Origin of the sequence: Pontibacterium sinense, assembly GCF_015209595.1 — a bacterium.
GTDB lineage: Bacteria > Pseudomonadota > Gammaproteobacteria > Pseudomonadales > Balneatricaceae > Pontibacterium > Pontibacterium sinense.
This window is the reverse complement of the sequence record NZ_JADEYS010000001.1, coordinates 130,380-155,105: the sequence shown is the minus strand read 5'-3', so window position 1 is coordinate 155,105 and position 24,726 is coordinate 130,380. Positions and strand designations below refer to the sequence as shown.

The window sequence follows — 24,726 nt, the reverse complement described above, 5'->3', positions numbered from 1 at the left end:
CGCCGGACATGACCCCAGCCTATCAAATCTCTGCAGCTGAGGTCATGAGCTTTGTCACACCAGATTCAATCTTCGTTGCGCACGCTCCTGGTGCCCCTCACTCCAGCGTGTTCGCCAACTTAATGAAACCAGCTGCAATCCGATCTGCAAAGCAATTTGTCCCAGCCCTACGGTTTGCAACAGCACCTCCATACGATCTTCCGCTTTTTTCTGCGCTTCGTGCTGCCACTCCTTGCCATTGCCGTTCATCAGGCCCGCAGTACGGTGCCACGCATCCACATCACGTAGCTGACGAATCAGTTTCGTCAGCAACTGGTCCAGATCACCTTCAGGATCAGCCGGAATGATATCGCTGAAACTTTCATACAGCCCGCCGATGTTGCGCAATGACTCCAGTGCCAGCGTCACGTACTGCCAGTCGCGCGTAAACTGCCAAGCTTCCAGATACTGCGGCCAGAGCATCAATTCACGCTGCAACATCTGACAGAACGCCAGTTCCAGCGTCGCATCTTCGACAAAACTCTGTTCAGGTTCACGCACCTGATAACTCTCCGGCGCGCAAAGCCGGTACCCGCGCTGCGCTTTGCTGACATCAGAACTCAACAGTGGAATCTGTTGCCCCAGCTCCAGCGCAACCCGGAACAGGCCTGCCGGGCTGCCCGCCATCAATTCCAGCTCAAGCTCACAGATTTCATCGTGTTTACGCTCCTCACCCTGTCCGATCCAGGCCTGGCCGCGATCCAGTGCAATTTCGATCAGTAAACGCTCACCGTCATCACCAACACCATCATACAACCAGGTATTGCGCATAAAGTCCGTCGCAAATACAGGCTTGATCCGCGCCAGCAATGCGGGATCGTTTAATGCCGCCGGCCATTCGGTTTGCTTTAGCAGTTCAAAGTCCAGTTCAGGCTGATCAACATACCATTCCCACTCAGCGCGCTGATGCAAACCACCTTCAGCCTTACCACTGGTTTTCAGTGTCTGAATATACCGGCCCTCTTTCTCGCGGATGCGCAGTGCAACTCTCGCTTGCGTCAGGTCCTGTTCCGGCGTGTCAAAATAGATATTTTTCAACGCCTTAGCGCCTTGATCTATCACCTGCGGAGACTGAAACAACGGCTGCTGTTTCAGAGACTCAATGTGGTGTCGACTGACACTCAGTTTTAACTCGATTTCTTTCGCCATAACCCACAGCTTCCTTCTACTTCAGTCGACAGTCTAACCCAGTCTTGGGTCCAAATTCGATTTGCGTCAGTTTGATGTCAATTTCATGAATATTTCGTGTATATACAACTACAAACATGTGACAGGCCACTTTATACTGGCGCGCAAATTTTACACTCACAGGTTAACTCCCATGGTAACCAATAATCCGATCTTGCAGATGTTTGCGCGCTCGCCGTTTAAACCAATGCAGGAGCACATTGCAAAGGCACAGGAATGTGCTTCAGAACTGATTCCATTTTTCGAAGCGGTAAAAGCTGATGACTGGGAAACTGCTTCTCAGGTACAGCACCGTATCGCAACGTTGGAAGGCGAAGCTGATGTAATGAAAAAGGAGGTTCGCCAACACCTGCCTAAAAGCATCTTCCTGCCGGTACCCCGTACGGACCTGCTGGAACTGCTGCGCATGCAGGACAAGATCGCGAACCGTGCCAAGGATATCGCGGGACTGATGCTGGGTCGCCAGATGGCAATCCCGGAAGCTATTCAGCCCCACATGACTGATTTTGTCCGCGCAGCACTTAGTACGTCCGAAAAAGCACTGGTTGCACTGAATGAACTGGATGAATTGCTGACCAGTGGTTTCAGTGGCCATGAAGTCGATCTGGTCGAGAAGATGATCGGTGAACTGGATGATCTGGAGCACCGCACCGACGAACTGGAACGCGGCATCCGTTTCGAACTGTTCCAGATCGAAAAAGATATGAACCCGATTGATGTGATGTTCCTGTATCAGATCATTAACTGGATCGGTGATCTGGCGGATCGCGCACAGCAGGTTGGCAGCCGTTTACAGCTGCTGATGGCTCGTTAATTCTTAAGTTTTTTCAGGATTATTCCTCATGGATATCATCGCTCAGTATGGTGACACGATTGTCATCCTTGCGTGTATTTTTGGTTTCTTCATGGCTTGGGGTGTTGGCGCAAACGACGTCGCAAACGCCATGGGCACTTCGGTTGGTTCTAAAGCACTGACCCTGAAACAGGCGATCATCATCGCCATCATGTTCGAATTCGCCGGTGCATACCTGGCGGGTGGTGCTGTAACCGCCACCATTCGTAAAGGGATTATCGACCCCGCACTGCTCACCGGCACCCCCGAATTACTGGTCTTCGGTATGATGGCGGCATTGCTTGCAGCGGGTACATGGCTGCTTATCGCGACTTACTTCGGCTGGCCGGTCTCTACGACACATACGATTGTCGGCGCGATTGTAGGCTTCGCAGCCGTGGGTATTTCTGCTGATGCGGTTAACTGGGGCAAAGTGGCTAAAATCGTTGCGAGCTGGGTGGTCTCTCCTCTAACCGCCGGGGTCATATCGTTCTTCCTCTTCCGAACGGTGCAAAAGCTCATCCTCGATACTGAAGATCCATTTAAGAACGCGAAGAAATACATCCCGTTCTACATCTTCATGGTGGGCTTTATCATCGCGATGGTGACCTTTACTAAAGGTCTGAAGCACGTAGGTCTTGATCTGAGCTGGGGCCAGAGCGCGCTTATCTCGATCGTATTCGGTTTCTTCACCATGTTTATCGGCACCATGATGCTGAAGAAGATCCAGCCGAATGCCGATGCAGATCGCGAGTATCATTTCTCCAGTGTTGAGAAACTGTTCGGCATCCTGATGATGTTCACCGCCTGTGCAATGGCTTTCGCCCACGGTTCTAACGACGTAGCGAACGCCGTAGGTCCTCTGGCAGCGATTGTTGGTGTTGTATCTGCTGGTGGTGAAGTACTGCAGAAGTCAGCCATGCCGGCATGGATTCTGCTGCTGGGTGGTGGGGGTATCGTTGCCGGTCTGGTAACGTACGGCCATAAAGTTATCGCAACGGTTGGTAACAACATTACCGAGCTGACACCAAGCCGTGGCTTTGCTGCAACGCTGGCCGCTGCAACGACTGTGGTTGTGGCATCCGGCACCGGTTTGCCAATCTCCACAACTCACACTCTGGTCGGCGCTGTACTGGGTGTAGGTATCGCACGTGGCATGGCTGCATTGAACCTGCGAGTTGTCGGTACAATCTTCGTATCCTGGGTTGTAACCCTGCCTGCGGGTGCGGGTCTGGCAATCATGTTCTTCTTTATGTTCAAGGGCATGTTTAGCTAATACCCCGTTGAGCAGACGGTACCCTGTACCGTCTGCTCTTGCAGGTTCCTCCTTCTTCAAGCTTCCCTTCTGCCTCCTCAAATCCTTTTTCTTTCCTGTCGCTCTCCGCACACGAATCTCAGACTTTTCGCCGACCAGCGTAGACCCTCGTCCCTGATGGTTGCACAATAAGGTATTCCATACGGACGCCCACCCATGTTTGCTGTCATGGGGATGGTCATATAACAAGAAGAACGGAGACTCCATGTCCAACCATCAATGCCCCGATATTGTTACGATGCTTGCCGAACTGATTGCCAGCCCATCGGTCAGCTGTACCAACCCCAGCCTTGATCAAAGCAACCTCGACGTCATCGAAAAACTGGAAACCTGGTTATCCAATCTGGGCTTCAAAACCGAAGTCATGCCCATTCCGGGGGCGCCCAATAAAGCGAACCTGATCGCTACACTGGGCAGTGGTCCGGGGGGACTGGTTCTGTCAGGCCATACCGATACGGTGCCTTACAACGATGAACTCTGGGCCAGTAATCCGTTTCGGTTGACCGAAAAAGATAATCGGTTCTACGGGCTGGGGACCTGCGACATGAAAGGTTTTTTCCCACTGGCAATTACCGCGGCGAAAAAATTCCTCGAACAGCCTCTGCAGCAACCGCTGATTATTCTTGCCACGGCGGATGAAGAAAGCTCCATGAACGGCGCACGTGCGCTAGCAGAAGCCGGCAAGCCGAAAGCACGCTATGCGGTTATCGGTGAACCAACGGGATTACGTCCGGTATACATGCACAAAGGCATGATGATGGAGAGCATCCGCATCAAAGGCAGCGCTGGTCATTCATCTGATCCTTCGCTGGGTGCCAACGCGCTGGAAGCAATGCATTCCGTTCTGGGCAAGCTGATCGACTTTCGTCAGGAACTTCAGCGTGACTACAGCAACAGCAACTTTACCGTCAGCGTACCTACGCTGAATCTGGGCTGCGTGCATGGCGGAGACAATCCGAACCGGATCTGTGGCCACTGTGATCTCGAATACGATCTGAGGCCACTGCCGGGCATGAACCTCAATAACTTACGTGAATCGGTCGCGCAGCGCGTTAAACCGCTGGAACAGGAGTTCGGCGTACAGATCACCTCTGAATCGCTGTTTCCTGGCATTCCGCCGTTTCAGAATGACGCCAGCTCTGAACTAGTACAAACCGCCGAAAAGCTCACGGGCTATACAGCCCAAAGTGTGGCATTTGGCACTGAAGCACCGTTCCTGCAGGATCTGGGCATGGATACTATTGTTATGGGGCCTGGATCAATTGATCAGGCGCACCAACCAGACGAGTATTTGGCTTTTGACCAGATTAAGCCTACAGTTGCGATACTAGAGCAAATGATCGCTAAGTACTGCCTGTGATAAACGATATAAAACAATACGTTAACTGGTTCCGCCACTCATCGCCGTACATCAATACACATCGGGGTAAAACCTTCGTGCTGATGCTGGGTGGCGAAGCTGTGGCCAGCCCCAACTTCGACCACATCGTCCATGACATTGCGCTGCTGAATAGTCTCGGTGTCAGACTGGTGCTGGTGCATGGCTCGCGTCCACAAATTGAGACCCGTCTGGCCCAGCAGGGGTTAAAACCACAACTGCATCATCACCGCCGTGTCACCGATGCCGAGACGCTGCGCTGCGTGATTGAGGCCGCAGCCTCGGTGCGCACCGAGATAGAAGCACGGCTATCGATGGGCCTGTCCAATACCCCTATGCACGGAGCCCGAATCCGTGTCGTGTCGGGTAACTTTGTGACTGCGCGTCCGGTCGGAGTGGATGACGGTGTGGATCTGGGGCATACCGGCGAAGTTCGCCGGGTCGACAGTGAAGCGATCAATCAACACCTGGATCAGGGCAATATCGTCCTGCTGTCACATCTGGGGTACTCACCGACCGGCGAAATTTTTAACCTTGCCGTTGAAGATGTGGCCACCCGCACCGCCGTATCGCTTAACGCCGACAAGCTACTGCTGTTTGGCGCGGACAAAGGGGTCCTCGACAGTAAACAGCAACTGCGCAGTGAAGTGCTCACCCGGAAAGCCGAACGGCTGGTGAGCAGCTATCTGGCAGGGCTGGAGCAAAGCGATAAACCCCACACGGAGCTGTCACGAAACTTACTGGCCTCAGTACAAGCCTGTCGTGAAGGTGTGAACCGCTGCCATCTGATCAGCTATCAGGAAGACGGCGCACTGATCACCGAACTGTTCACCCGCGAAGGGTCCGGCACGATGGTGCTGCAGGAGTCCTACGAGCAAATCCGTCAGGCCAGCATTGAAGACGTTGGCGGCCTGCTGGAAATGATCCAGCCAATGGAGGAGCAGGGCATTCTGGTACGTCGCTCCCGCGAGTTGCTGGAGAGCGAAATCGAACGCTTCACATTGGTGGAACGTGATGGTGCGATTATCGGCTGCGCTGCGCTCTATCCTTTTGCGCAGGAGAAAACCGGAGAACTGGCCTGCGTGGCGATCTCATCGGAGTACCGGGGAGGAGATCGCGGCGATATGTTGCTGCAAGCCGTGGAGAAACAGGCACGCCTTCAGGGGTTGGAACAGCTGTTTGTCCTGACGACCCGCACCGCACACTGGTTTGTGGAGCGTGGATTCAAAGAGGTGCCGGTAGGCTCTCTGCCCACCGAGAAAAAGTCACTCTACAATTTACAGCGAAACTCAAAAGTGTTCGCTAAACCGCTCTAAACTCAAATACGGTTTTAACCATGGCCTCAGGATGAGGCCTCCCCAGACTGATTAAGGAATATCATCCATGAACGAACCGGTTCAACCCAAGCTCGCTATACAGGAGCCTCAGGTACTCGATTTTCAGTTTCACGGCAAAGCCGGTGAATTCTTCCGTATCTGGATCGTCAACCTATGCCTGACGATTCTGACGCTCGGCATCTACTCAGCCTGGGCCAAAGTCCGCACGCATCAATACTTTTACGGACATACCACCCTCGGCGGCTCCAGTTTTGAGTATACCGCCCTACCGATACAGATACTGAAAGGACGCCTGATCGCATTCGGTCTGTTTATACTCTATCAGGTCATTACTAATTTTTTCCCTCTCGCAGCCTTTCCGATAATGCTGCTATTCGCCGCAGTGCTGCCCTGGATTATCGTTCGTTCCATGATGTTCCGACACTTTAATACCCGTTACCGTAACATCCGCTTTGGCTTTGACGGCGGTTATGTGCAAGCACTGATCGCCTATGTCTTACTACCCATAGGCAGTGCGCTCACCGCCGGATTACTCTATCCCTACGCCGTGTGCCGACAGCAACGGTGGCTGGCAAACCACAGCCGCTTTGGTGATACCCAAATGTCTGCAGAATTTAAAGCGGGTGCGTTCTATTCCATCTACCTGTCAGCCTTGTTTCTGATGATCTCTACCGGTGTTTTATTCTTTTTGGTACAAACTGCAGCACCGACACTGATACCGCTGATCCCACTGGTGATTCTGCCGTTTTACTATTTGGTTTATGCGTATATCAAAGTTCAGGTGATGAATCTAACGCTGAACAATTTGCGCTTGGGTGAGCACCGCTTTGAAAGCCGAATGAGAACGCTGGCCTACCTGTGGATATTTATCAGCAATACTTTTGCCATCGTGTTCACGCTAGGATTGGCCACTCCCTGGGCAATGATCCGCAGCGCGAATTACCGCGCCACCTGCACATCGGCTCACATACACGGTGATCTGGACCAGTTTGTACAGGCACAGCAGGATCAGCAGAACGCGTTAGGTGAGGAACTGGGTGAAACCCTGGATCTGGAGTTTGGTGTTTAATGCAACTCGAAGCCTATTTTTACGATGGACAAACCTCCAAGCGCACAGCCTGTATGCTGGAGATTGGCCCGTCCGGCTATTTCAAGTTACCGAATGACCTGCAATGGCAATGGCAGCAGCTGAAGGTCAGCCCCCGTATCGGTAATACGCCACGTTTTCTGGACCTGCCTGATGGCAGTCGCCTGGAATCCAGCCAAAACGACCTGATTGATCAACTCTGTGAGCAGTATATTCCGGAGGCCCACAAGCGCCCTGATCTGATTCACACACTGGAAAGCAAGTTGCGTTATGCCTTAGCCGCCGTCGTGATCACCGGACTGATGATCTGGTGGTTTATGGCCGCCGGTTTGCCTGCTATCGCCGACAAGGTAGCACAGCGCCTGCCTATCAGCATCATGCAGGAACTGGGCGCTGAAACACTCACAGTATTGGATCAATCGGGGCTGTTCAGCGACAGTAAATTACCCGAGGAGCAGCAACAGGCGCTGCGCCAACAGTTCCGCGAGATCGCCGACAATCAGCATTCTGATTTCAATTATCGACTGCATTTCCGTGACGGTGGCATCATGGGCCCCAATGCATTCGCGCTGCCTTCAGGGGATATTGTGATTACCGACCAGTTGATCGAACTCGCCGATCACCCTCAAGGGATTCAGGGTGTATTAGCCCATGAAGTTGGTCATGTGGAACACCGGCACAGCCTGCGGATGATTTTGCAAAGTAGCACCTATCCGCTGATTATCACGGCAGTTACCGGAGATATGAGTGCAGCAACCACCGTGCTCGCGGCTTTGCCCACTTTACTGGTTGAAAAGAGCTACTCACGTCGCTTTGAAGAAGAGGCAGATCAGTTTGCCATCGACTATATGCGACAGGAGAATATGGACGTAAAACACTTGGCGGCGTTGCTGACAAAGCTGGAGAACAACACCAAACACGGCAATATGCCCGACTGGTTCAGCTCCCATCCTGCCACAGAGCGTCGTGTGCAGATGCTAGAGGATGCCAAGTAATCCCGCTGAACAGCTGGATTAGACGCTGCCACCCGGCAGCGTCACTTTAAACCGCGCACCACCTAAGTCTGATTCTGCGACTTCTAGCTGTCCATCGTATGAGCTCACAATATCCACTGCCACTGAAAGACCAATACCCTGTCCCTGAATAGAGGTATCCAGACGCGCACCACGCTCCAAAATCACCTGCCGTGCCTCCGGATTAACACCGGGCCCATCATCCTCGATCTCCAGGTACAGACTTTCCTTTGCAAGCTGGCCGGTAATCCGTACCTGACTGTCGCCATACTTGTAAGCGTTTTCTAACAGGTTACCCAGCACTTCCATCAGATCACGTTCATCACCGGCAAAACCCAGCATTTCGCTGACCTGCGCATCCGAACACACACCTTTATCCCGATACACCTTATCCAGCGCTCCCAGCATGCGATCCACAACCGCTTTAACTGAGACCGCCTGCGCCAACCCACCACCTTGAGATTTGACCGCACGCGCCAACTGATACTGGACGATCTGATCCATGCGTTCGACCTGTTCATCAACAACCGATCCATATTCGTGCAGAGGTAACTGCTCTTCGCCGGCACCACGTATGACGGCAAGCGGCGTTTTCAAACTGTGGGCCAGATCCCCGAGTGTATTGCGATACCGTTCCCGTTGCTGACGTTCGCTGTCGATCAGGCGATTGAGGTTATCGGTCACCGGCTGAACTTCACTGGGGTAGCGCCCGGATAATCGATCTGCATCGCCCTGCTCGATCATTTTCAGATCACGCGCCAGACCTTTCAGTGGATGAATACCCCAGCGCATAATCAACACCTGTGCCAGAAGTGCGACCACTAACACCGCCGCCAGCCAGAACATCAACTGTCGGAAATAAGCCGCAGAGGCTTTCAACACAGGTTGATCCGCTTCCATAACCGTGAACTGCAACGGCATCTCTTTGCCATTAAGCTCCCAGATCACACTAAAGCGATAACGGAACATGCCCGCGTCGGGCAAATGATCAAACGTGGATGCGCCTGCCGTTAATACGGTCGGCAACTGAAAATTGGCGCTGACCTGGCTTTCGGGCAACAACCGTGAAGACTCCGATCGCCATAACAGTCGTCCGCTACCGTTGTGGATAACACCGTATAAACCCGAACCAATCTGGGCATAACGGGGTTCCTGAAGAGATTGTGGCAGTACCACCAGCTGATCACCCAGCTCGATACTGCCCAAAAGGAGATAAACCTGTAACTGCAGCCGCTCTTTCACGGCCACTTCCTGACTGCTGTAATAGGCATTTTTTAGCGCCAACCCTGCCAGCAACATAACAACAGGTAGAATCAGCGCCGATGCCACCAACAAACGGCCCTGAATCGAACGCAACAAGGACAAGCGAAAGGGCCAAGCAGCTGTCATCAGTCTTTTTGCACCGGTTTCAAATCAAATCGATATCCCATACCACGTACGGTCGTGATCGGTTGTATATCCTGATCCGGATCCAGCTTCTGACGCAGGCGGCGGATAAACACCTCCAGTACGTTGCTGTCGCGGTCATAATCCTGATGGTACAAGTGCTCAGTCAGCTCAGTCTTAGACACGGTTTTACCCGCATGCAGGACTAAATATTCGAACGTTTTATATTCGTAGCTGGTGAGTGACACCGGCTCATCGTTACGGTAAACCACCCGGCCTGTGGTATCGATGCGCAGTGGACCGAATTCAAATTCCGGCTTAGCATGACCCGCCGTACGACGCAGCAATGCATTCAGGCGTGCAGCCAGCTCTTCCATATGAAACGGCTTAACCAGATAGTCATCCGCCCCCGCTTCCAATCCTTCCACCTTATCCTGCCAATCACCACGGGCGGTCAGAATAATGATGGGGAAACGCTTTTCTTCAGCACGCCAGCGTTTAATCACATCAACGCCCGACAACTTGGGCAAGCCCAGATCCACAATCGCCAGATCGTACGGATATTCGCGCCCCAGATAGAGCGCCTCTTCGCCATCTTCACAATCTTCGACTGTGTAACCACGACCTTCCATCGCTTTGACCAGCTGACGACGTAGATCCGGTTCATCTTCAACAACAAGCAGTTTCATTGCACCTTCCTCTTTCGGGCTGTTCAGGGTCGCATCAACTTTCCACTGGACGCATCTACAAGAAATTCACGAATACGTCCGTTACTCATAACCCGGATGCGATACCCGGCCCGACCTTTAACTGTAACGGGTTCTGCTTTCAAAACCCGCCCGCCATATTTTTCCTTAACACGGGCGACCGCCTGCTGCAGGCTGATCGAATTTTGGGCCAGTAGCATACTGGCCGCTGGGCTGGTTACCGGCGCAGCAGATATAGCCGGACTGAACATCAGCATCAGTGATAAACCTAATACACCGCCTGCTTTTGCCGTCGTTGTGCCAATCCCTTTGTACATTCCCAACCCCTTAAGCATTAACCTCAGTGTACCGGCCGAACATCAACCTGCACTCTGATGCGTTTACCCGGATGCCGCCGTGTCCGGGTTTGATATTCCCGTCCGTGATAGCGGTACGTAACGTTGTATCCAGAAACTTCTTCATGATACTCCACATCATGTTCGACCGCACAACGCTGCTCATCCCGGTAGCTTACACCGTAATCACGGTGACGGGGACGGTTCATATCGTGCGCGATCGAAGCGCCCAATGCAGCACCAATGGCGGCCTGAACCTTTTTGTTCGATTTGTTATGCCCCACGGCGTTACCAATAGCACCACCGATGATGCCACCCAGTATTTCATCCGTATAAGAATCGTTTCGATAACGGTGTGGCTGCTGCACCTGTACGCGCTCATTCCAGCAAGTTTCGCGGGGAATACTGCGTTCAATCCGATGGTAGATGGGCTGTACATGCACAACGCGGGCAAAGTCCTTATGTTTTGGATGTCCCTTATCCCAGCTGCGTGCCTCCGCCTGGGTTGCTATCACACCCACGCTGAGCAGGGCGGTCAGTATCAGCTTTTTCATCACGTCACTCCTATCTGCTTAGCAGGTTCGTTGTAAGAATGACTACAGAGTAGGGGCCAGCGGATGAATCTTTACTGAACTGAAAAAAAACGCCGCTTAAAGAAGCGGCGTTTTATCGTAAGGAAGGAAATAACCTGTGTGGATCAGTTATTGCAGCGTTTACAGGTACTCACACCCAATATTTTGTATAGCGGACACCAACCAAACAAAGCGATCAGGATGACCGGCAACCCGACCCAGCCCCAAACAGACTGCGGACCGACAAATACCAGCGCCAGTAAAACGAGGCCCACCAAGACACGAATAGCTTTATCCAAACTACCTATATTCTTTTCCATAACGCTCTCCCGGACAGATAAACATGAAGTTACATTCAGTATCCCGTCCAAGGAGCTCGCCATCTGTGACTTTAGTCACATTGAGGGTATTGCAGTGCATCAGGATCAAGCAGAGTGATTCGCCCACGCCCTAACACCAGAATATTTTTTTGAGCCAGCACCTGAAGCTTGCGGCTAATCACTTCCCGGGCGGTACCCAGTTCATCCGCAATCAACTGATGGGACTCACGCACGACACCCTTTTCATCGGCCCGTTGCAGCAGGTGTGCGGATAAACGCTGTTCGATGTTTTCAAAGGAAACTGCCTGCACCAGATGAATCAGTCCCGCCAGCCGTTCAGCGTAGGAGTCAAAAATAAAGGTGCGCAGCGCTGGAGAATTATCCACGGCCTGTTGAAAAGCTGATCGCGGCAGCAGATAAGCCACTACATCGGTCTCAGCGATACCTTCCGCGGGGTAGTTCTGATGCCCAAGCAGGCAAGACGTCGTCAGTACACACGTACCGAGCTGATCAATACGATAGAGCAGTAATTCCCGTCCGGCTGCCGAACGCGTCATCACCTTAATACGCCCCGACACCAGCATCACAAAATGGTCGCAGGAATCTCCGTGACGAAAGATCACCGTGCCTGCTGGTAACTCAACCCGGCGTGCCTGCAAGAGCAGTTCACGCCCTTCTGCATCCAGCTCAGCCAGCGCTGAGTAACGATCTATCAGCGCCTCTGCACTCATTTACTGCCTTTTTCTTTATCTTTGAGCTGGCGCACAGACAGGATGACAAAACGTACGTTGTAGATCAGGCCGATAATCAGAGCAATCCCTGCCGTCACAATAAATACCTGACCCAATGCAGGTTCTTGCAGCCACCAGCCTAACCACAGGCTCAAAACGCTGACAATCGCCACCGGAATCCCGGTTTTCATCAGACGCTGCATCCAAATATCGGAGCGTAATTTTTTCTTATCAATTGAGGACATCTTGGTCTCCCTATACAAGGTTGCCATAGACTCCCCGATCAACCGCCAGCAATCAAGTCCGATTATTCTCAAGCACCTGCTCCATTGGTATGAGGGGCAGATTAAACGCATCCGCCACACCGGGACAGGTGATCTGACCATGATGGATATTCAACCCGTTCGCAAAGTACGGATCGTCCTACAAAGCCTGCTGCCAACCTTTTGTCGCCAAGGCCAAAACGTAGGGCAGTGTCGCATTTTCCAGAGCCAGTGCAGATGTGCGGGCGACAGCACCGGGCATATTGGCCACACAGTAGTGCACCACATGATCCACTTCGTAGACAGGTTCCTGATGGGTTGTTGGACGACTGGTTTCGAAACAACCACCCTGATCAATTGCCACATCTACCATCACGGTACCAGGCTTCATCGCCGACACCATATCGCAGGTCACCAGCTTAGGAGCCGCCGCGCCCGGTATCAGCACCGCACCAATGATCAGATCTGCTGCTAACACTGCATTTTCAATATTGTCTTGTGTGGAGTAAAGCGTTTGTAAGCAACCACCAAACTGCGCATCCAGTTGTTTCAGACGGGGAATCGAGCGATCAATAATTGTGACTTGCGCCCCCAGTCCCAACGCCATGCGGGCTGCATTCTCACCCACCACACCACCGCCAAGCACCACCACTTTGGCTGGTAACACGCCGGGGACTCCTCCCAGCAGGATACCTCTACCGCCCTGCGCTTTTTCCAAGCAGTGTGCCCCGGCCTGAATCGACATGCGCCCTGCAACTTCACTCATCGGAGCCAGCAACGGCAAGCCACCACTGGGGGATGTCACCGTTTCAAATGCGAGAGCTGTACAGCCAGACCTCATCAGCGCTTCGGTCTGTTGTTGATCCGCCGCCAGATGCAGATAGGCAAACAGCAGCTGCCCTTCGGAAAGCATGTTGCACTCACGCGGCTGCGGTTCCTTCACTTTGATGATCATTTCGGAATTGAGGTACACCTCCTCAGCGGTACCCACCACTGAAGCCCCCACTTTGGCGTAGTCGTCGTCCACATAGCCAACACCCATGCCCGCAAACTGCTCAACCAGAACCTGATGCCCCTGATTGATGAGTTCGTGCACACCCGCGGGGGTTAACCCCACCCGATATTCATGCACTTTGATCTCTTTGGGGATGCCAATCAGCATAACCTACCTCCATTCCATGAAATTAAGTCATATGAGATACAGTCTTACAGTGTAGGACACTCTGTAGAGGTCAGATATTCATCAGTTCTGATATACTGGCCGATCCAATGACATCCAAGAATTAAGCCTGAAGGATCTTTTCATGCCTCAATATCGCTCCAAGACCTCCACCGCAGGTCGCAACATGGCGGGCGCCCGTGCTCTGTGGCGTGCTACCGGTATGAAGGACGATGACTTTCATAAACCGATCATCGCCGTTGCCAACTCTTTCACCCAGTTCGTACCAGGCCACGTCCATCTGAAGGACATGGGCCAGCTGGTCGCACGTGAAATTGAGAAAGCGGGTGGTGTCGCTAAAGAATTCAATACCATTGCTGTCGACGACGGCATCGCAATGGGTCACGACGGAATGCTCTACTCCCTGCCTTCCCGTGACATTATCGCTGACTCCGTTGAGTACATGGTTAACGCCCACTGTGCTGACGCTCTGGTCTGCATCTCCAACTGTGACAAAATCACACCGGGGATGCTGATGGCGGCGATGCGCCTGAATATCCCGGTTATTTTCGTCTCTGGCGGCCCAATGGAAGCCGGCAAGACCAAACTGTCCGAGCACAAGCTGGATCTGGTCGATGCGATGGTACTGGCCGTTGATCCAAATGCCTCTGACGAACTGGTCGACGAAGTCGAACGTTCTGCGTGCCCAACCTGTGGTTCCTGCTCCGGTATGTTTACCGCGAACTCCATGAACTGTCTGGCTGAGGCGCTGGGTCTGGCACTGCCGGGTAATGGCACTGTTGTCGCAACCCACGCCGACCGTGAACAGTTGTTCCTGCGTGCAGGTAGCACCATCGTTGAGATGGCGAAGAAATACTACGAACAGGAAGATGAAGGCGTACTGCCACGTTCTGTTGGTTTTAAAGCCTTCGAAAACGCAATTACGCTGGATATCGCCATGGGCGGTTCCACCAATACCATCCTGCACTTGCTGGCGATTGCTCAGGAAGCAGAGATCGATTTCACATTGAAAGATATCGATCGTATGTCTCTGGAAGTCCCTCAGCTGTGTAAAGTTGCACCCAACACGCCGAAATACCATATCGAAGACGTTCACCGTGCCGGTGGTATCATGGGTATTCTGGGCGAGCTGGACCGCGCCGGTAAACTGCACACCGACGTACCCACCGTACACGCGCCAACGATGAAAGACGCGCTGGACGAATGGGATATCATGCGCAACCCAACACCAGAAGTGATGGAATTCTATAAAGCGGGTCCTGCAGGCATCCCAACTCAGATCGCCTTCAGTCAGGCAACACGCTGGCCTACCTTGGACGGTGACCGTGAAAACGGTTGTATCCGTTCCCTGGAAAACGCCTTCTCTCTGGAAGGTGGTCTCGCCGTACTGCACGGTAACATCGCACTGGACGGCTGCGTGGTGAAATCTGCCGGTGTAGACGAATCCATTCTGGTCTTTGAAGGCCCTGCACACATCACCGAATCTCAGGATGAAGCGGTCAGCAACATTCTGGAAGATAAAGTGAAAGCCGGTGACGTGGTGATCGTACGTTACGAAGGTCCACGTGGTGGTCCGGGTATGCAGGAAATGCTGTACCCAACCTCTTACATCAAGTCTAAAGGTCTGGGTAAAGCCTGTGCTCTGCTGACCGATGGTCGTTTCTCTGGCGGTACTTCCGGCCTGTCGATCGGTCACGTGTCTCCGGAAGCGGCGGCGGGCGGCGCAATTGGTCTGGTACGAAACGGCGACATCATCCGTATCGATATCCCGAACCGCACGATCAACGTGCTGTTGTCCGATGAAGAGCTGGCTGAACGTCGTGCGGAACAGGACCAGCTGGGCTGGAAACCGGTCGCAGAGCGTCCACGTAAAGTGTCTGCAGCCCTGAAGGCTTATGCAAAACTGGCAACGTCAGCGGATAAAGGCGCGGTACGCGACCTGAGTCAGCTGGACTGATACAGACCAATGGCTTTGGGACGTTTCCCGCGTCCCGAAGTCTGCTAAAAACACCGTCTCATACAGACAGATTTCCGACGTTTTGAACTCAGTTTCAAACGACAGAAGTTTACATCTTTATGACACGGTGTTTTTTTATGTTTGCAGTTCAGTTAGTTAGGCTATGCTCAGTATCTATTATCCTGTACTTATGCGCTGTCGTTATGCAGAGATAAGACACAGTCATTTATAACGAAGGGAGCTTTTCCATGACTGACACCACTGCTGCGAAAGTACTGTTTATCTGCCGCCACAACGCTGTACGTTCTCAATTGGCCGAAATCCTTGCAACAAAGATCAGCCATGGGCGTGTGAGTGCCTACAGTGCAGGCCCCGAGCCACACGCTATTCCTGACTTTATTCACCAGCTTGCGAGCGACCTGAACGGCCCGGAGATTGCTTTGACCAGCAATACACTGGACGATATGAAAGATCAGGCCTTCGATATGATTATCACCTTGTGCGATAAGTCACACGCGGCATTACCTGAGCTGGCCTCAGACACTCAACATATTCGTTGGGACTTTCATCATGCGGACAGTTGGGAAGAGGTACGTCATCTGGAGATGGAGTTAGCAGACCGCCTGCGCCTTTTGTTCAGCACCAAACACCTGATCTAATGTCAGATCATGTACACACTGGCGGCTTCCCACAGGAGCCGCAGTGCCATCACAGAGACAACCAGTCGGAACAGACGCTTAAACTGCCGGGTCGACACCCGGTTCAGCACTTTCAAACCCAGCCATGATCCAACGGCCCCACCCGCGATCATCAACAACACCAGCGGTAACCATTGCCAGAAGGCAAACCCCACCACGGTAAACACCAGCATTTTTAGCAGGTGCTGGAAGGTCATACAGCTGGCAAATGTTGCCGTCAGGCGTAACTTGTCATAGTCCTGCCGATGAACGAAACCCGCCACCAGCGGGCCCGTGGCCCCGACAAACATCGATACCAGTGTTGTCAGCGCACCCGCGCCGATACGCCCACGGCTGCTCAACTCACGCTTAGCCGGTTTAGGTCCCCATACCAGATAGAGAATGAATAATGCGACACTGAACTGAATCCACTCCAGCGGTAACTGCACCACCACAAACGATGCCAGTACCGCACCTAAGATCGCACCGATGGCAAAGTAGCGTAGCATTGGCCAATCGATATGCCGCCATGTCATCATCGCGCGACTGCCGTTGGAACCGACCTGCACTAACCCATGCACCGGGATCAGCGCGCCTATCGGCAGAATACTGGCCAGAATCGCCAGCAGAAGAACGCCCCCGCCAATCCCCACTGCAGCGGTCAGAAAAGAAGTGAACGCTGCGGCAATAATCAACAACAGTACAGTGGTTAGATCCAGAACACCGGCACCCAGCAAGTCGATCCAATATGACATATATTCCTTTATCTCAACGACATAGATCAGTCACTGAGTTCCTGGGCACGGGCTTCCGTGGCCGGTAGCAGCGCCATAAACCGATCCAGTGGTACGGGGCGGCTGAACAAATAACCCTGACCGAAATCACAGGCATGCTCTTCAAGAAAGACCTGCTGTACCTGAGTTTCAATCCCTTCAGCGACTACCCGTAAGTTGAGACGGTGAGCCATTGAAATGATAGCCGCCGTTATCTCCATATCATCCAGATGATCCGGAATATCTTTGATAAATTCCCGATCCACTTTCAACACGTTAATCGGCAGTGTTTTCAGATAGTTAAACGAAGAATAACCGATCCCGAAGTCATCAATCGCAATGGTCATACCCAGCGCCTGTAGCTCCTGTAGCGTGTTAATCGCCTGCTGCACATCATGCATCAGCAGGGTTTCCGTAATCTCAATTTCCAGCTGATCGGGTGCGACATCGGTATCTTTAAGGATCTGACTGATCATACTAATCAACTGCGGGTCACGGAACTGGCGGGCAGAGAGGTTAACCGCCACACGCAGATGACCATACCCGGATGCTTTCAATTCGCGCAGGGCTTCACATGCCGTTGCGATCACCCAGCGCCCCAGCGGGACAATAAATCCGGTCTCTTCTGCCACAGAAATGAACTCCGGCGGCGGCACAATACCCAGCTCCGGATGCTGCCAGCGGATCAGGGCCTCCGCGCCGATAATCTCGCCCGTCTTCAGGTCCACCTGCGGCTGATAGTTCAGCAAGAACTCACCTTTCTCCAGCGCGACGGGCATTTCACGGGTAAAGCGAATATAGGTCTGTAGTTGTTCGTGTAAAGATTCAGTAAAGAAACGGAACTGGTTACGTCCCATCTCCTTCGCCTGGTACATCGCGAGGTCCGCATGTTTGAGCAAAGAATCCGGCTCGGTACCGTCTTTGGGAACCAGTGCAATCCCCAGACTGGTGGTGACCTGTAACTCGGTATCATCAATGCTGAACGGCCGAGTGAGTGCAGACAGTATTCGCTCGGCGATATGCATCACGCGCTCTTCACTTTCCACCGGGCTGATCAACAACGCAAACTCATCACCGCCTAAACGGGCCGCTACATCCTGTTCCTGCAATGCATGGCGTAAGCGACGGGCCACTGCTTTTAGCAGTTCATCACCAATATGGTGGCCACGGGTGTCATTGATTGTTTTGAAGAAATCCAGATCAAGCAACATCACTGCACCGATGGTGGATTCATTCAGGTTATCCAGCAACAGTCCGAGCTTACTGTAAAACAGGCGACGATTAGCCAGCCCCGTCAACTCATCATAGAGCGCCAGTTGCTCCATTTTGGCATGGGCCAGTTTCAGCTCAGACACATCTTCCAGCACAATCACGAAATGGGTCAGCTCACCAAATTCGTTTTTAATCGGCGAGATCGATACCAGAGACCAGAACGTCGAACCATCTTTGCGCAGGCTTTGCAGTTCACCCCGCCAGTTTTTGCCCGCCAGGATAGACTGCCACAGGGTTTCGTATTTGCTGGTCGACATCCACTGTCGGCTGAGGATTTCGGGTTGCTGTCCCAGCAGCTCACCCAGATGATAACCGGTCGCTTCCGTGTATTTAGGGTTCACATATTCAATGGTGCCAATAATATCGGTGATCATCACCGACGAGCCGCTGTAGGTAATCGCACTGGATAACTTCCGCAGAGACGACTCAATATCTTTCCGCTCAGTCACATCCTGACAGGTACCAAAACTCCGCCCGCTGCTGCGGTCGTGCTGCCCGATCATGTGCACATATTTCAATCCAGCGGGAGAGTTCACCCGGAACTCGGCTTCAAATGAACCACCGTCCTGAGCAAGGCGTTCGAATTCCGACTTCACCGCTGACGCATCTGCCGGATGGATCTGAGAAAAGAAACTGTCGAAATCCAGCGTTCCCAGTTCCGACAAATACATGATCGGCAGCATACTGTCAGAACACCAGAAACTATTTGTTTCTCCGTGCCACTCCCAACACCCCAGTAGCGCTACACGCTGAGAATCGTTCAAACGACGCTCAGCATTTTCACGTTCAACAATCTGCTGACTGAGTTCTTCGTGTTTTTCCGCAATGGAATCGCGCATCACGCGAAATGCTTGAAAGAAATCCTGCAATCCACTTTGTGGCGGATGGGCGGGAATCGGAGAGTAGAAGTCGCCTTCTGCGATCTGACGGGCGGTACCGGATATCCGGTCGATCGGTTTCAACACCAGTTGGCGCTGCATCCAGCCGATAACAACGGCCGCCAGTAACGCGACCGCCAGCAATATCAGCTCTAACATCCGCAAACGATCCCGTTCAGCTTCGAGGAACGGTGATAGATCCAGAGAGAGACTCAGCTTTGCCAGCGCGCGATCCTCAAACATCACATCTGCGGCCAGCCAATGGGTTGCGGCAAACTGTTGATCCGGTTGTGTCATCGGATAGAGCAGTAAACCGTCCGTGCGGGTCAGCGTCAGGCTTTGCCAGTGTTTTCGGTCTAACGACAGCTGGTCTAACACATCGTAAACTGCCGCCATATCACTGGTCAGTATGGGGTTACGCAGCACTGTCCCCAGCAGTTCCAAATAAACTTTTTCCTGCGTCAGACGATCTTCTACCTCATGCTGTTGCCAATTTGGCAACCAGTGAAACTCCATGAATGCACCGATCAGCAGAACCAGCAGCACCAAGGGCAGTACAAGCTTCGCCTGAAAGCTCCGCATCAGCGTTGTTCCTCGTAGTAGGCTTCCAATCCTGACTGCTGCAGCGGTTTATAATCGCTGAAAGACACTGGACCCAGTTGATTAACAGGCACATTCCTTAGTAGCGCCCTGAATTCATCATTCTGAGACAACTTGAGTAGTTCGGCAACCACGGTTTCCCGAATCACGTCTGGTACCCGAGGGTGAACAATGATCGGATGGGATGGAAAGTTTTCCGTGCGATAGATCACCTGTAATTTATCCCGAATATGTGCAGGCTGTCTTTCCAGTGTCTTTTGCACACCACCGCCTGCCTCCGCCATGCCCAGAGCAACATTCAGATAGACCGACGAATGACTTTTTACATAGCGCGGATAAAAAGAGAGCTGGAACCGCTCGGTGAGGTCGCGCCGGATCATCATCGATGCACCCAGCGAGTTTGGCGAAGGAAACACCAGCTGCATTCCCGCCAGCTGTGTCACTTGGCTGATCCCCGCCCCTTTACGACTGACAATGATACCGTTCACCTGACTCTGCAGATCCGTTAACACCGGCACATATCCTAAAGCTTCATGTAACCAGAGGGTGTGATAGGGGTTCACAAACGCAAAATCGAATATCCCTCTTTGACACTGTTTTTCAAAAGATTCGATATCAGGCGTTGTTTCCAACTGTAAGGAGAAAGAGAGGTGTTTATTCAGATATGAAATGATTGGCTGCCAAACCCGATAGGTTTCACTAGCACTGTACTGAGGCACAACGGCAAAGCTGTAACTTTCTTTGGCGGTCACCAAACCCGGCAGCATCAACACCAAGCCCAGGATCATACTTAGCCCATCCTTGGCACAGTTATTAAACATCTGCTTCAGTCTATTCATTTTGCTACAACATCAGTGGGTTACCGATAAGCTAGTCAGCATCATAACAACGTGACCGCAAACAGTTAAGATAGACTCGACCCGCACAACATTCAAACGAACGTTTGTACATGTATGCCCTGATATTGTGTCCTGCCTGTGCAATCTACCACCAACCCTCAGCATCCCCCATCTCACGGGGCTGCTGGAAGCTATCAAAACCCTATGCACATGCTTATACACAGATTCTGTGAATAAGCATGTGGGTTCGTGCATCAGGACTCTGGTAGCGAGCTTTTATCCACGAGCGTTTGTTTTACCGCCTGAGGTTTATTCACCAGATAGATGCCTGCCGCTACCAAGACCAGGGCCACGATGAATATAGGTGTAATCGCTTCATCCATGATCAGGAAACCGAAGAACACACCAAATAACGGGGAGAAGAAACCAAACGATGAAATTTTGGATGCCTGATAGCGATGAATCAGCCAGAACCAGGCGAGGTATGAGACAAAGGCCACCATCACAATCTGGAACAACATCGACGCAATCACCGGCATGGTCAAAGACGTGACACCGGCTTCCCCAAAGGCCAGAGACAAGAGCGGCAACGCGACTGCAGAACCTGCCAGCTGGTATAACAAAACGCGTTCAGCTGGCAGCATTCTCTGGGGTGAGGCTTTGATTACAACAGTCGTAGCCCCCCAAAATACTGCGGCCAGCAATGCCATCATATCGCCAACCAATGTATCTCCCGCTCCGCCGTTATCGCCAAAGGCCACCACGATGCCACCAAACGCACAACATAGACCAATCACCTGAAGCAGGCGTAAGCGCTCACCCGGCACAAAAAAATGTACGCCGAGTGCCACGATAAACGGCGATGTATACAGAAAAACAACGCCACGAGACGTTGTCGTGTATTCCAACGCCCAGTACAACAAAAGAAACTCGCCGCTAAACAACAGACTCGCCAACAGGCCCCACCAGGCAGTGCCATCGCGCTCGAAAATTTTGACGCCGCGCCAACGCATCCATAAACAAAGCAGAATCGTTGCACCAATAGAACGCAACCCCGCCTGCATCATTGGCGAGATCCCTTCCAGTGCAAATTTAATCGCAACCTGCTGTAAACCCCAGATCACACACAATCCCAGCAGTAGGATGACCGCAAAGCGATCAAGTACCTTATTACCCATCAATACTCACTCATTAACACCTCTAGAAATATGAAGCGACGATCACCGCTTAGCAACGGAATCCCCTCTCCATAACATGATACATAAAAGAAATAATTAGCCTAAAAAATTGTTACACTTGTATAAAAGCGAGGCAAAACTGATCAGTCTGCGGCGCACGGGCGCTACAAGCATCTGCCCCAAAGTAATTCACACAGTTATACACAGATTTCTTGGATAAGATTCGGCGCTCGGTTTCACAAAACTTTCACACTGTCCGGTTAAGATACTCCACAAGACCGGTCAGGAGTGTCACCGGCAAGGACTGACCAGGGATGGTACCTCTCTAAGCACATTTCATATCGCGACTCCGCCCCATGATCAATCGTCCCGCTTGCACCTGAGATTGACCGAACAGTTTCGAAAGCGATAACTTTCATCACAACCTAAAAATCCCCAAAGCACAGAAACCACGGGCGATACCCCGCAGGTACCACAGCATCATGTTGACCAAACAGCAACGTCACTGTTATGGACCAAAGCGCGTGATTTATCAGTCGATATCACATCCACTCCTTTGCCCGTCGCCTCCGCTTCCGTGATATATACGTCGTTTCACTGAACCGGTATCAGCGACATATTATCCACACCCTGCTCCAAACCAACGGCCACCACACCTACGCTCAGTCATCTCTGTACATCACCCACATTGCGGGAAGGGATGCCGACAATTATTCACAGGATGAGTAAACGAAAATTCTCGCCTTCACAACACCCTTCGATACCCTCATATCAGATGTTCCACTTTCGTTCCTTACCTTCTGCCAAAACCGTTACGGGTTTCCACCTCAAACTTCCTACATCGTTGTTTCCGGGGCCTACCCGCAGCCCGGAACGACAGTTTCCGTCCACGGGAAAGACACAACTGATCCGGCTTTACCAAAACGCCGTTAACATCCAGTGAGGTACCTTCATTTATTGATACACATGAAAACAAGATTGCTATGGACCGACAGGCGTTGGACACTAAAGCACGACATAACTTCGAAGAGTGACGGCCTGATGCAACTGACTCTGTTAGGCACCGGCGATGTTCGTCAGGTTCCGGTATACGGCTGCAAATGCCGCGCCTGCCAAAACGCACGGAAAACACCGGCATTGCGTCGAAAACCTTGTAGCGCGTTATTTGAAAGCGGTGACCTGCGCCTCCTCATTGATGGTGGATTGACCGATCTGTGTGAACGATTCAGACCCGGCCAACTCAGCGGCATTCTGCTCACCCATTACCATATGGACCACATTCAGGGTCTGTTCCATCTGCGCTGGGGTATCAACGACCATATTCCGGTGTATGGGCCTGAAGACGGCGGTGCAGGTGATGATCTAAAAAAGCATCCGGGTATCCTGGAATTTCTCCCTTCCCTGAAAGCCTTCGAATCGATTTCACTGCAACCGGGGCTCAGCATCACCCCGATTCCGATGCAGCACTCCAAACCCACCTTTGGCTACCTGTTCGAGCAGGACGGCAAACGCATCGCCTATCTCACCGATACCGTGGGCCTGCCCACGGCCTCAAGAACATTCCTGCAACAGTTCAAACTGGACTTGCTGGTGCTTGATACCAGCCTACCGCCCCAAGCCAAGCCTCCCCGGAATCACAACGACCTGAATTTGAGTAATCAGACCTTCGAAGCATTAAGACCAACGCAGATGATTCTGACCCATATTGGGCATGAGCTAGACGATTGGCTGCTGGACAATGAGTTATCAGAAGCATGTATCGCTGTTGCCCGAGATGGAATGCCACTGACTACATTCTAAAAATCTGGATCTTTCTCACTCGGCTTTAAGCTTGTTTTAAGTTTGCCCTTTTAGGCTGTTACCCATCTGACGAGTAGCGAATAAAGCGGTGAATGTGATGAGCGATAAAAAGTTTGAGATTGTAAACGGACTTGTAGTTCGGATATTTGAATTTGAGCATGGCCAATGGCAACAAGAATACCCTGAACCCGGAGAGTCATATCATGTCTCCGGAGACCGCATCATCAAAACAGAAAACGAACATGGTCAGCAAGAAATCGAGGTGTATCTCAAAACACCCGGTTCCGATACCTATTATCAAACACACGAGTCATCATCACAGGGGCACGACGGGCTGGATCTAGACCATCGCGACGATCACGATCACCAAGAAACTAGCGATGGAGATGATAACGAACATGAGAGCTATCCGTTTGATACCCGTGTAGACGGCGTGTATACAGTGGGCGATGACGAATACCACGTCATCAACGGTCAGGTATTTGAACGTGAAACTGACGGTTATTACCAGACCACTGACCAGCAGCTAGAGCATGAAGGCCAATCCCACACCATTGAGCACCGTTATAGCTCGCCTGATGAAGAAACCCCACAAGGTATCAATATTCGACAGGAAGACGGTAGCCATCGGGAAGTCGAGTCGCCTGAGCATGCACTGGCTGAAGACCAGTCTCTCGCCCGTCTATACAAAGCGGTGTTTGACCGCATGCCTGACACCGATGGTTTCCAATATTGGAGCGAACGTCTGGATACCGGAGTCAACTTTGATGATGTCGTTGAAAACTTCCTGGTCAGCCCCGAATTCATTAACACCTATTCAGAACTGGATAACTCACAATTTCTAGACACTCTCTATAACAACGTGCTGAATCGTGACGCTGATTCTGAGGGCCATCAATACTGGAGCGGACAATTAGAAAGCAATACGCTCAGTCGTGCCCAGATCGTTCAGAACTTTAGTGAATCCTCCGAGTTCAAAGACCTGAGCGCCGCCGATGTTGGACACTTTATCGAAACAGCCGGTCAGTCCTCCCTGACGACCGATATGATCGTGAGTTAAATTGAATAG

The 24,726-nt window shown here is 52.1% G+C and carries 22 protein-coding genes and 1 pseudogene; 10 read left to right on the top strand and 13 right to left on the bottom strand.

The window, feature by feature from the left end; translation table 11 throughout:
• Positions 1–54: 54 nt before the first annotated feature.
• Positions 55–1,188, bottom strand: a complete 1,134-nt coding sequence (locus tag IOQ59_RS00705) for a CYTH domain-containing protein (RefSeq protein WP_193951328.1) — start codon at positions 1,186–1,188, stop codon at positions 55–57.
• Between the two features lie 172 nt (positions 1,189–1,360).
• Between IOQ59_RS00705 and IOQ59_RS00700 the strand changes: the two genes are divergently transcribed.
• The 6 genes from IOQ59_RS00700 to IOQ59_RS00675 all read left to right on the top strand — a co-directional run bounded on the left by IOQ59_RS00700 (position 1,361) and on the right by IOQ59_RS00675 (position 8,171).
• Positions 1,361–2,041, top strand: coding sequence for a TIGR00153 family protein (locus tag IOQ59_RS00700; protein WP_193951327.1), 681 nt, complete (start codon positions 1,361–1,363; stop codon positions 2,039–2,041).
• Between the two features lie 28 nt (positions 2,042–2,069).
• A complete protein-coding gene (locus tag IOQ59_RS00695; protein WP_193951326.1) occupies positions 2,070–3,335 on the top strand; it encodes an inorganic phosphate transporter in 1,266 nt (421 codons plus the stop codon).
• 244 nt (positions 3,336–3,579) lie between these two features.
• Positions 3,580–4,734 carry an acetylornithine deacetylase gene (gene argE, locus IOQ59_RS00690; RefSeq protein ID WP_193951325.1) on the top strand — a complete coding sequence of 385 codons (1,155 nt, stop codon included), beginning with the start codon at positions 3,580–3,582 and terminating at the stop codon, positions 4,732–4,734.
• Positions 4,731–6,068, top strand: a complete 1,338-nt coding sequence (gene argA / locus IOQ59_RS00685) for an amino-acid N-acetyltransferase (RefSeq protein WP_371871805.1) — start codon at positions 4,731–4,733, stop codon at positions 6,066–6,068. Before argE ends, argA begins: the two co-directional genes overlap by 4 nt.
• Positions 6,069–6,135: 67 nt before the next feature.
• A complete protein-coding gene (locus tag IOQ59_RS00680) occupies positions 6,136–7,158 on the top strand; it encodes a YjgN family protein (RefSeq protein ID WP_193951324.1) in 1,023 nt (340 codons plus the stop codon).
• Positions 7,158–8,171 (top strand): M48 family metallopeptidase, encoded by a 1,014-nt coding sequence (locus tag IOQ59_RS00675; RefSeq protein WP_193951323.1) that lies wholly within the window; start codon positions 7,158–7,160, stop codon positions 8,169–8,171. Before IOQ59_RS00680 ends, IOQ59_RS00675 begins: the two co-directional genes overlap by 1 nt.
• Positions 8,172–8,189: 18 nt before the next feature.
• Here the strand turns inward: IOQ59_RS00675 and IOQ59_RS00670 are convergent, their stop codons facing one another.
• The 8 genes and pseudogenes from IOQ59_RS00670 to ald form a co-directional block, all read right to left on the bottom strand.
• Entirely contained in the window at positions 8,190–9,578 is a 1,389-nt protein-coding gene (locus IOQ59_RS00670; protein ID WP_193951322.1) for an ATP-binding protein, read from the bottom strand.
• Entirely contained in the window at positions 9,578–10,264 is a 687-nt protein-coding gene (locus tag IOQ59_RS00665) for a response regulator transcription factor (protein WP_193951321.1), read from the bottom strand. Before IOQ59_RS00665 ends, IOQ59_RS00670 begins: the two co-directional genes overlap by 1 nt.
• Before the next feature lie 23 nt (positions 10,265–10,287).
• Positions 10,288–10,599, bottom strand: a complete 312-nt coding sequence (locus IOQ59_RS00660; RefSeq protein ID WP_193951320.1) for a PepSY domain-containing protein — start codon at positions 10,597–10,599, stop codon at positions 10,288–10,290.
• A gap of 23 nt (positions 10,600–10,622) precedes the next feature.
• Positions 10,623–11,171, bottom strand: a complete 549-nt coding sequence (locus IOQ59_RS00655) for a glycine zipper 2TM domain-containing protein (protein ID WP_193951319.1) — start codon at positions 11,169–11,171, stop codon at positions 10,623–10,625.
• A gap of 143 nt (positions 11,172–11,314) precedes the next feature.
• Positions 11,315–11,509, bottom strand: a complete 195-nt coding sequence (locus IOQ59_RS00650; RefSeq protein WP_193951318.1) for a YgaP family membrane protein — start codon at positions 11,507–11,509, stop codon at positions 11,315–11,317.
• Between the two features lie 71 nt (positions 11,510–11,580).
• Entirely contained in the window at positions 11,581–12,240 is a 660-nt protein-coding gene (locus tag IOQ59_RS00645) for a Crp/Fnr family transcriptional regulator (RefSeq protein WP_193951317.1), read from the bottom strand.
• Positions 12,237–12,485 carry a hypothetical protein gene (locus IOQ59_RS00640; protein ID WP_193951316.1) on the bottom strand — a complete coding sequence of 83 codons (249 nt, stop codon included), beginning with the start codon at positions 12,483–12,485 and terminating at the stop codon, positions 12,237–12,239. The genes IOQ59_RS00645 and IOQ59_RS00640 overlap by 4 nt, the downstream gene beginning before the upstream one ends.
• Before the next feature lie 52 nt (positions 12,486–12,537).
• Positions 12,538–13,665 (bottom strand): annotated as a pseudogene (gene ald / locus IOQ59_RS00635) (alanine dehydrogenase).
• Positions 13,666–13,807: 142 nt separating this feature from the next.
• On the opposite strand from ald, the gene ilvD reads away from it, so the two are divergent.
• The gene (ilvD, locus tag IOQ59_RS00630) at positions 13,808–15,640 is read left to right on the top strand and encodes a dihydroxy-acid dehydratase (RefSeq protein WP_193951314.1); all 1,833 of its coding nucleotides are present in this window, start codon (positions 13,808–13,810) and stop codon (positions 15,638–15,640) included.
• A gap of 248 nt (positions 15,641–15,888) precedes the next feature.
• A complete protein-coding gene (locus IOQ59_RS00625; protein ID WP_193951313.1) occupies positions 15,889–16,299 on the top strand; it encodes an arsenate reductase/protein-tyrosine-phosphatase family protein in 411 nt (136 codons plus the stop codon).
• Between the two features lie 2 nt (positions 16,300–16,301).
• Here the strand turns inward: IOQ59_RS00625 and IOQ59_RS00620 are convergent, their stop codons facing one another.
• From IOQ59_RS00620 to IOQ59_RS00605, 4 genes are all read right to left on the bottom strand, one after another.
• On the bottom strand, positions 16,302–17,072 hold the full coding sequence (locus IOQ59_RS00620; protein WP_193951312.1) for a sulfite exporter TauE/SafE family protein: 771 nt from the start codon (positions 17,070–17,072) through the stop codon (positions 16,302–16,304).
• Between the two features lie 26 nt (positions 17,073–17,098).
• Positions 17,099–19,822 (bottom strand): bifunctional diguanylate cyclase/phosphodiesterase, encoded by a 2,724-nt coding sequence (locus tag IOQ59_RS00615; RefSeq protein ID WP_193951311.1) that lies wholly within the window; start codon positions 19,820–19,822, stop codon positions 17,099–17,101.
• Entirely contained in the window at positions 19,822–20,679 is an 858-nt protein-coding gene (locus IOQ59_RS00610) for a phosphate/phosphite/phosphonate ABC transporter substrate-binding protein (RefSeq protein WP_193951310.1), read from the bottom strand. Before IOQ59_RS00610 ends, IOQ59_RS00615 begins: the two co-directional genes overlap by 1 nt.
• Before the next feature lie 254 nt (positions 20,680–20,933).
• Positions 20,934–21,857: a DMT family transporter gene (locus IOQ59_RS00605; protein WP_193951309.1), complete on the bottom strand. Its 924-nt coding sequence runs from the start codon at positions 21,855–21,857 to the stop codon at positions 20,934–20,936.
• 1,041 nt (positions 21,858–22,898) lie between these two features.
• Here IOQ59_RS00605 and phnP point away from each other — a divergent pair.
• Together phnP and IOQ59_RS00595 are read left to right on the top strand one after the other, a co-directional pair.
• A complete protein-coding gene (gene phnP, locus IOQ59_RS00600) occupies positions 22,899–23,657 on the top strand; it encodes a phosphonate metabolism protein PhnP (RefSeq protein WP_193951308.1) in 759 nt (252 codons plus the stop codon).
• A gap of 97 nt (positions 23,658–23,754) precedes the next feature.
• Positions 23,755–24,717 (top strand): DUF4214 domain-containing protein, encoded by a 963-nt coding sequence (locus IOQ59_RS00595; protein WP_193951307.1) that lies wholly within the window; start codon positions 23,755–23,757, stop codon positions 24,715–24,717.
• Positions 24,718–24,726: the final 9 nt, after the last annotated feature.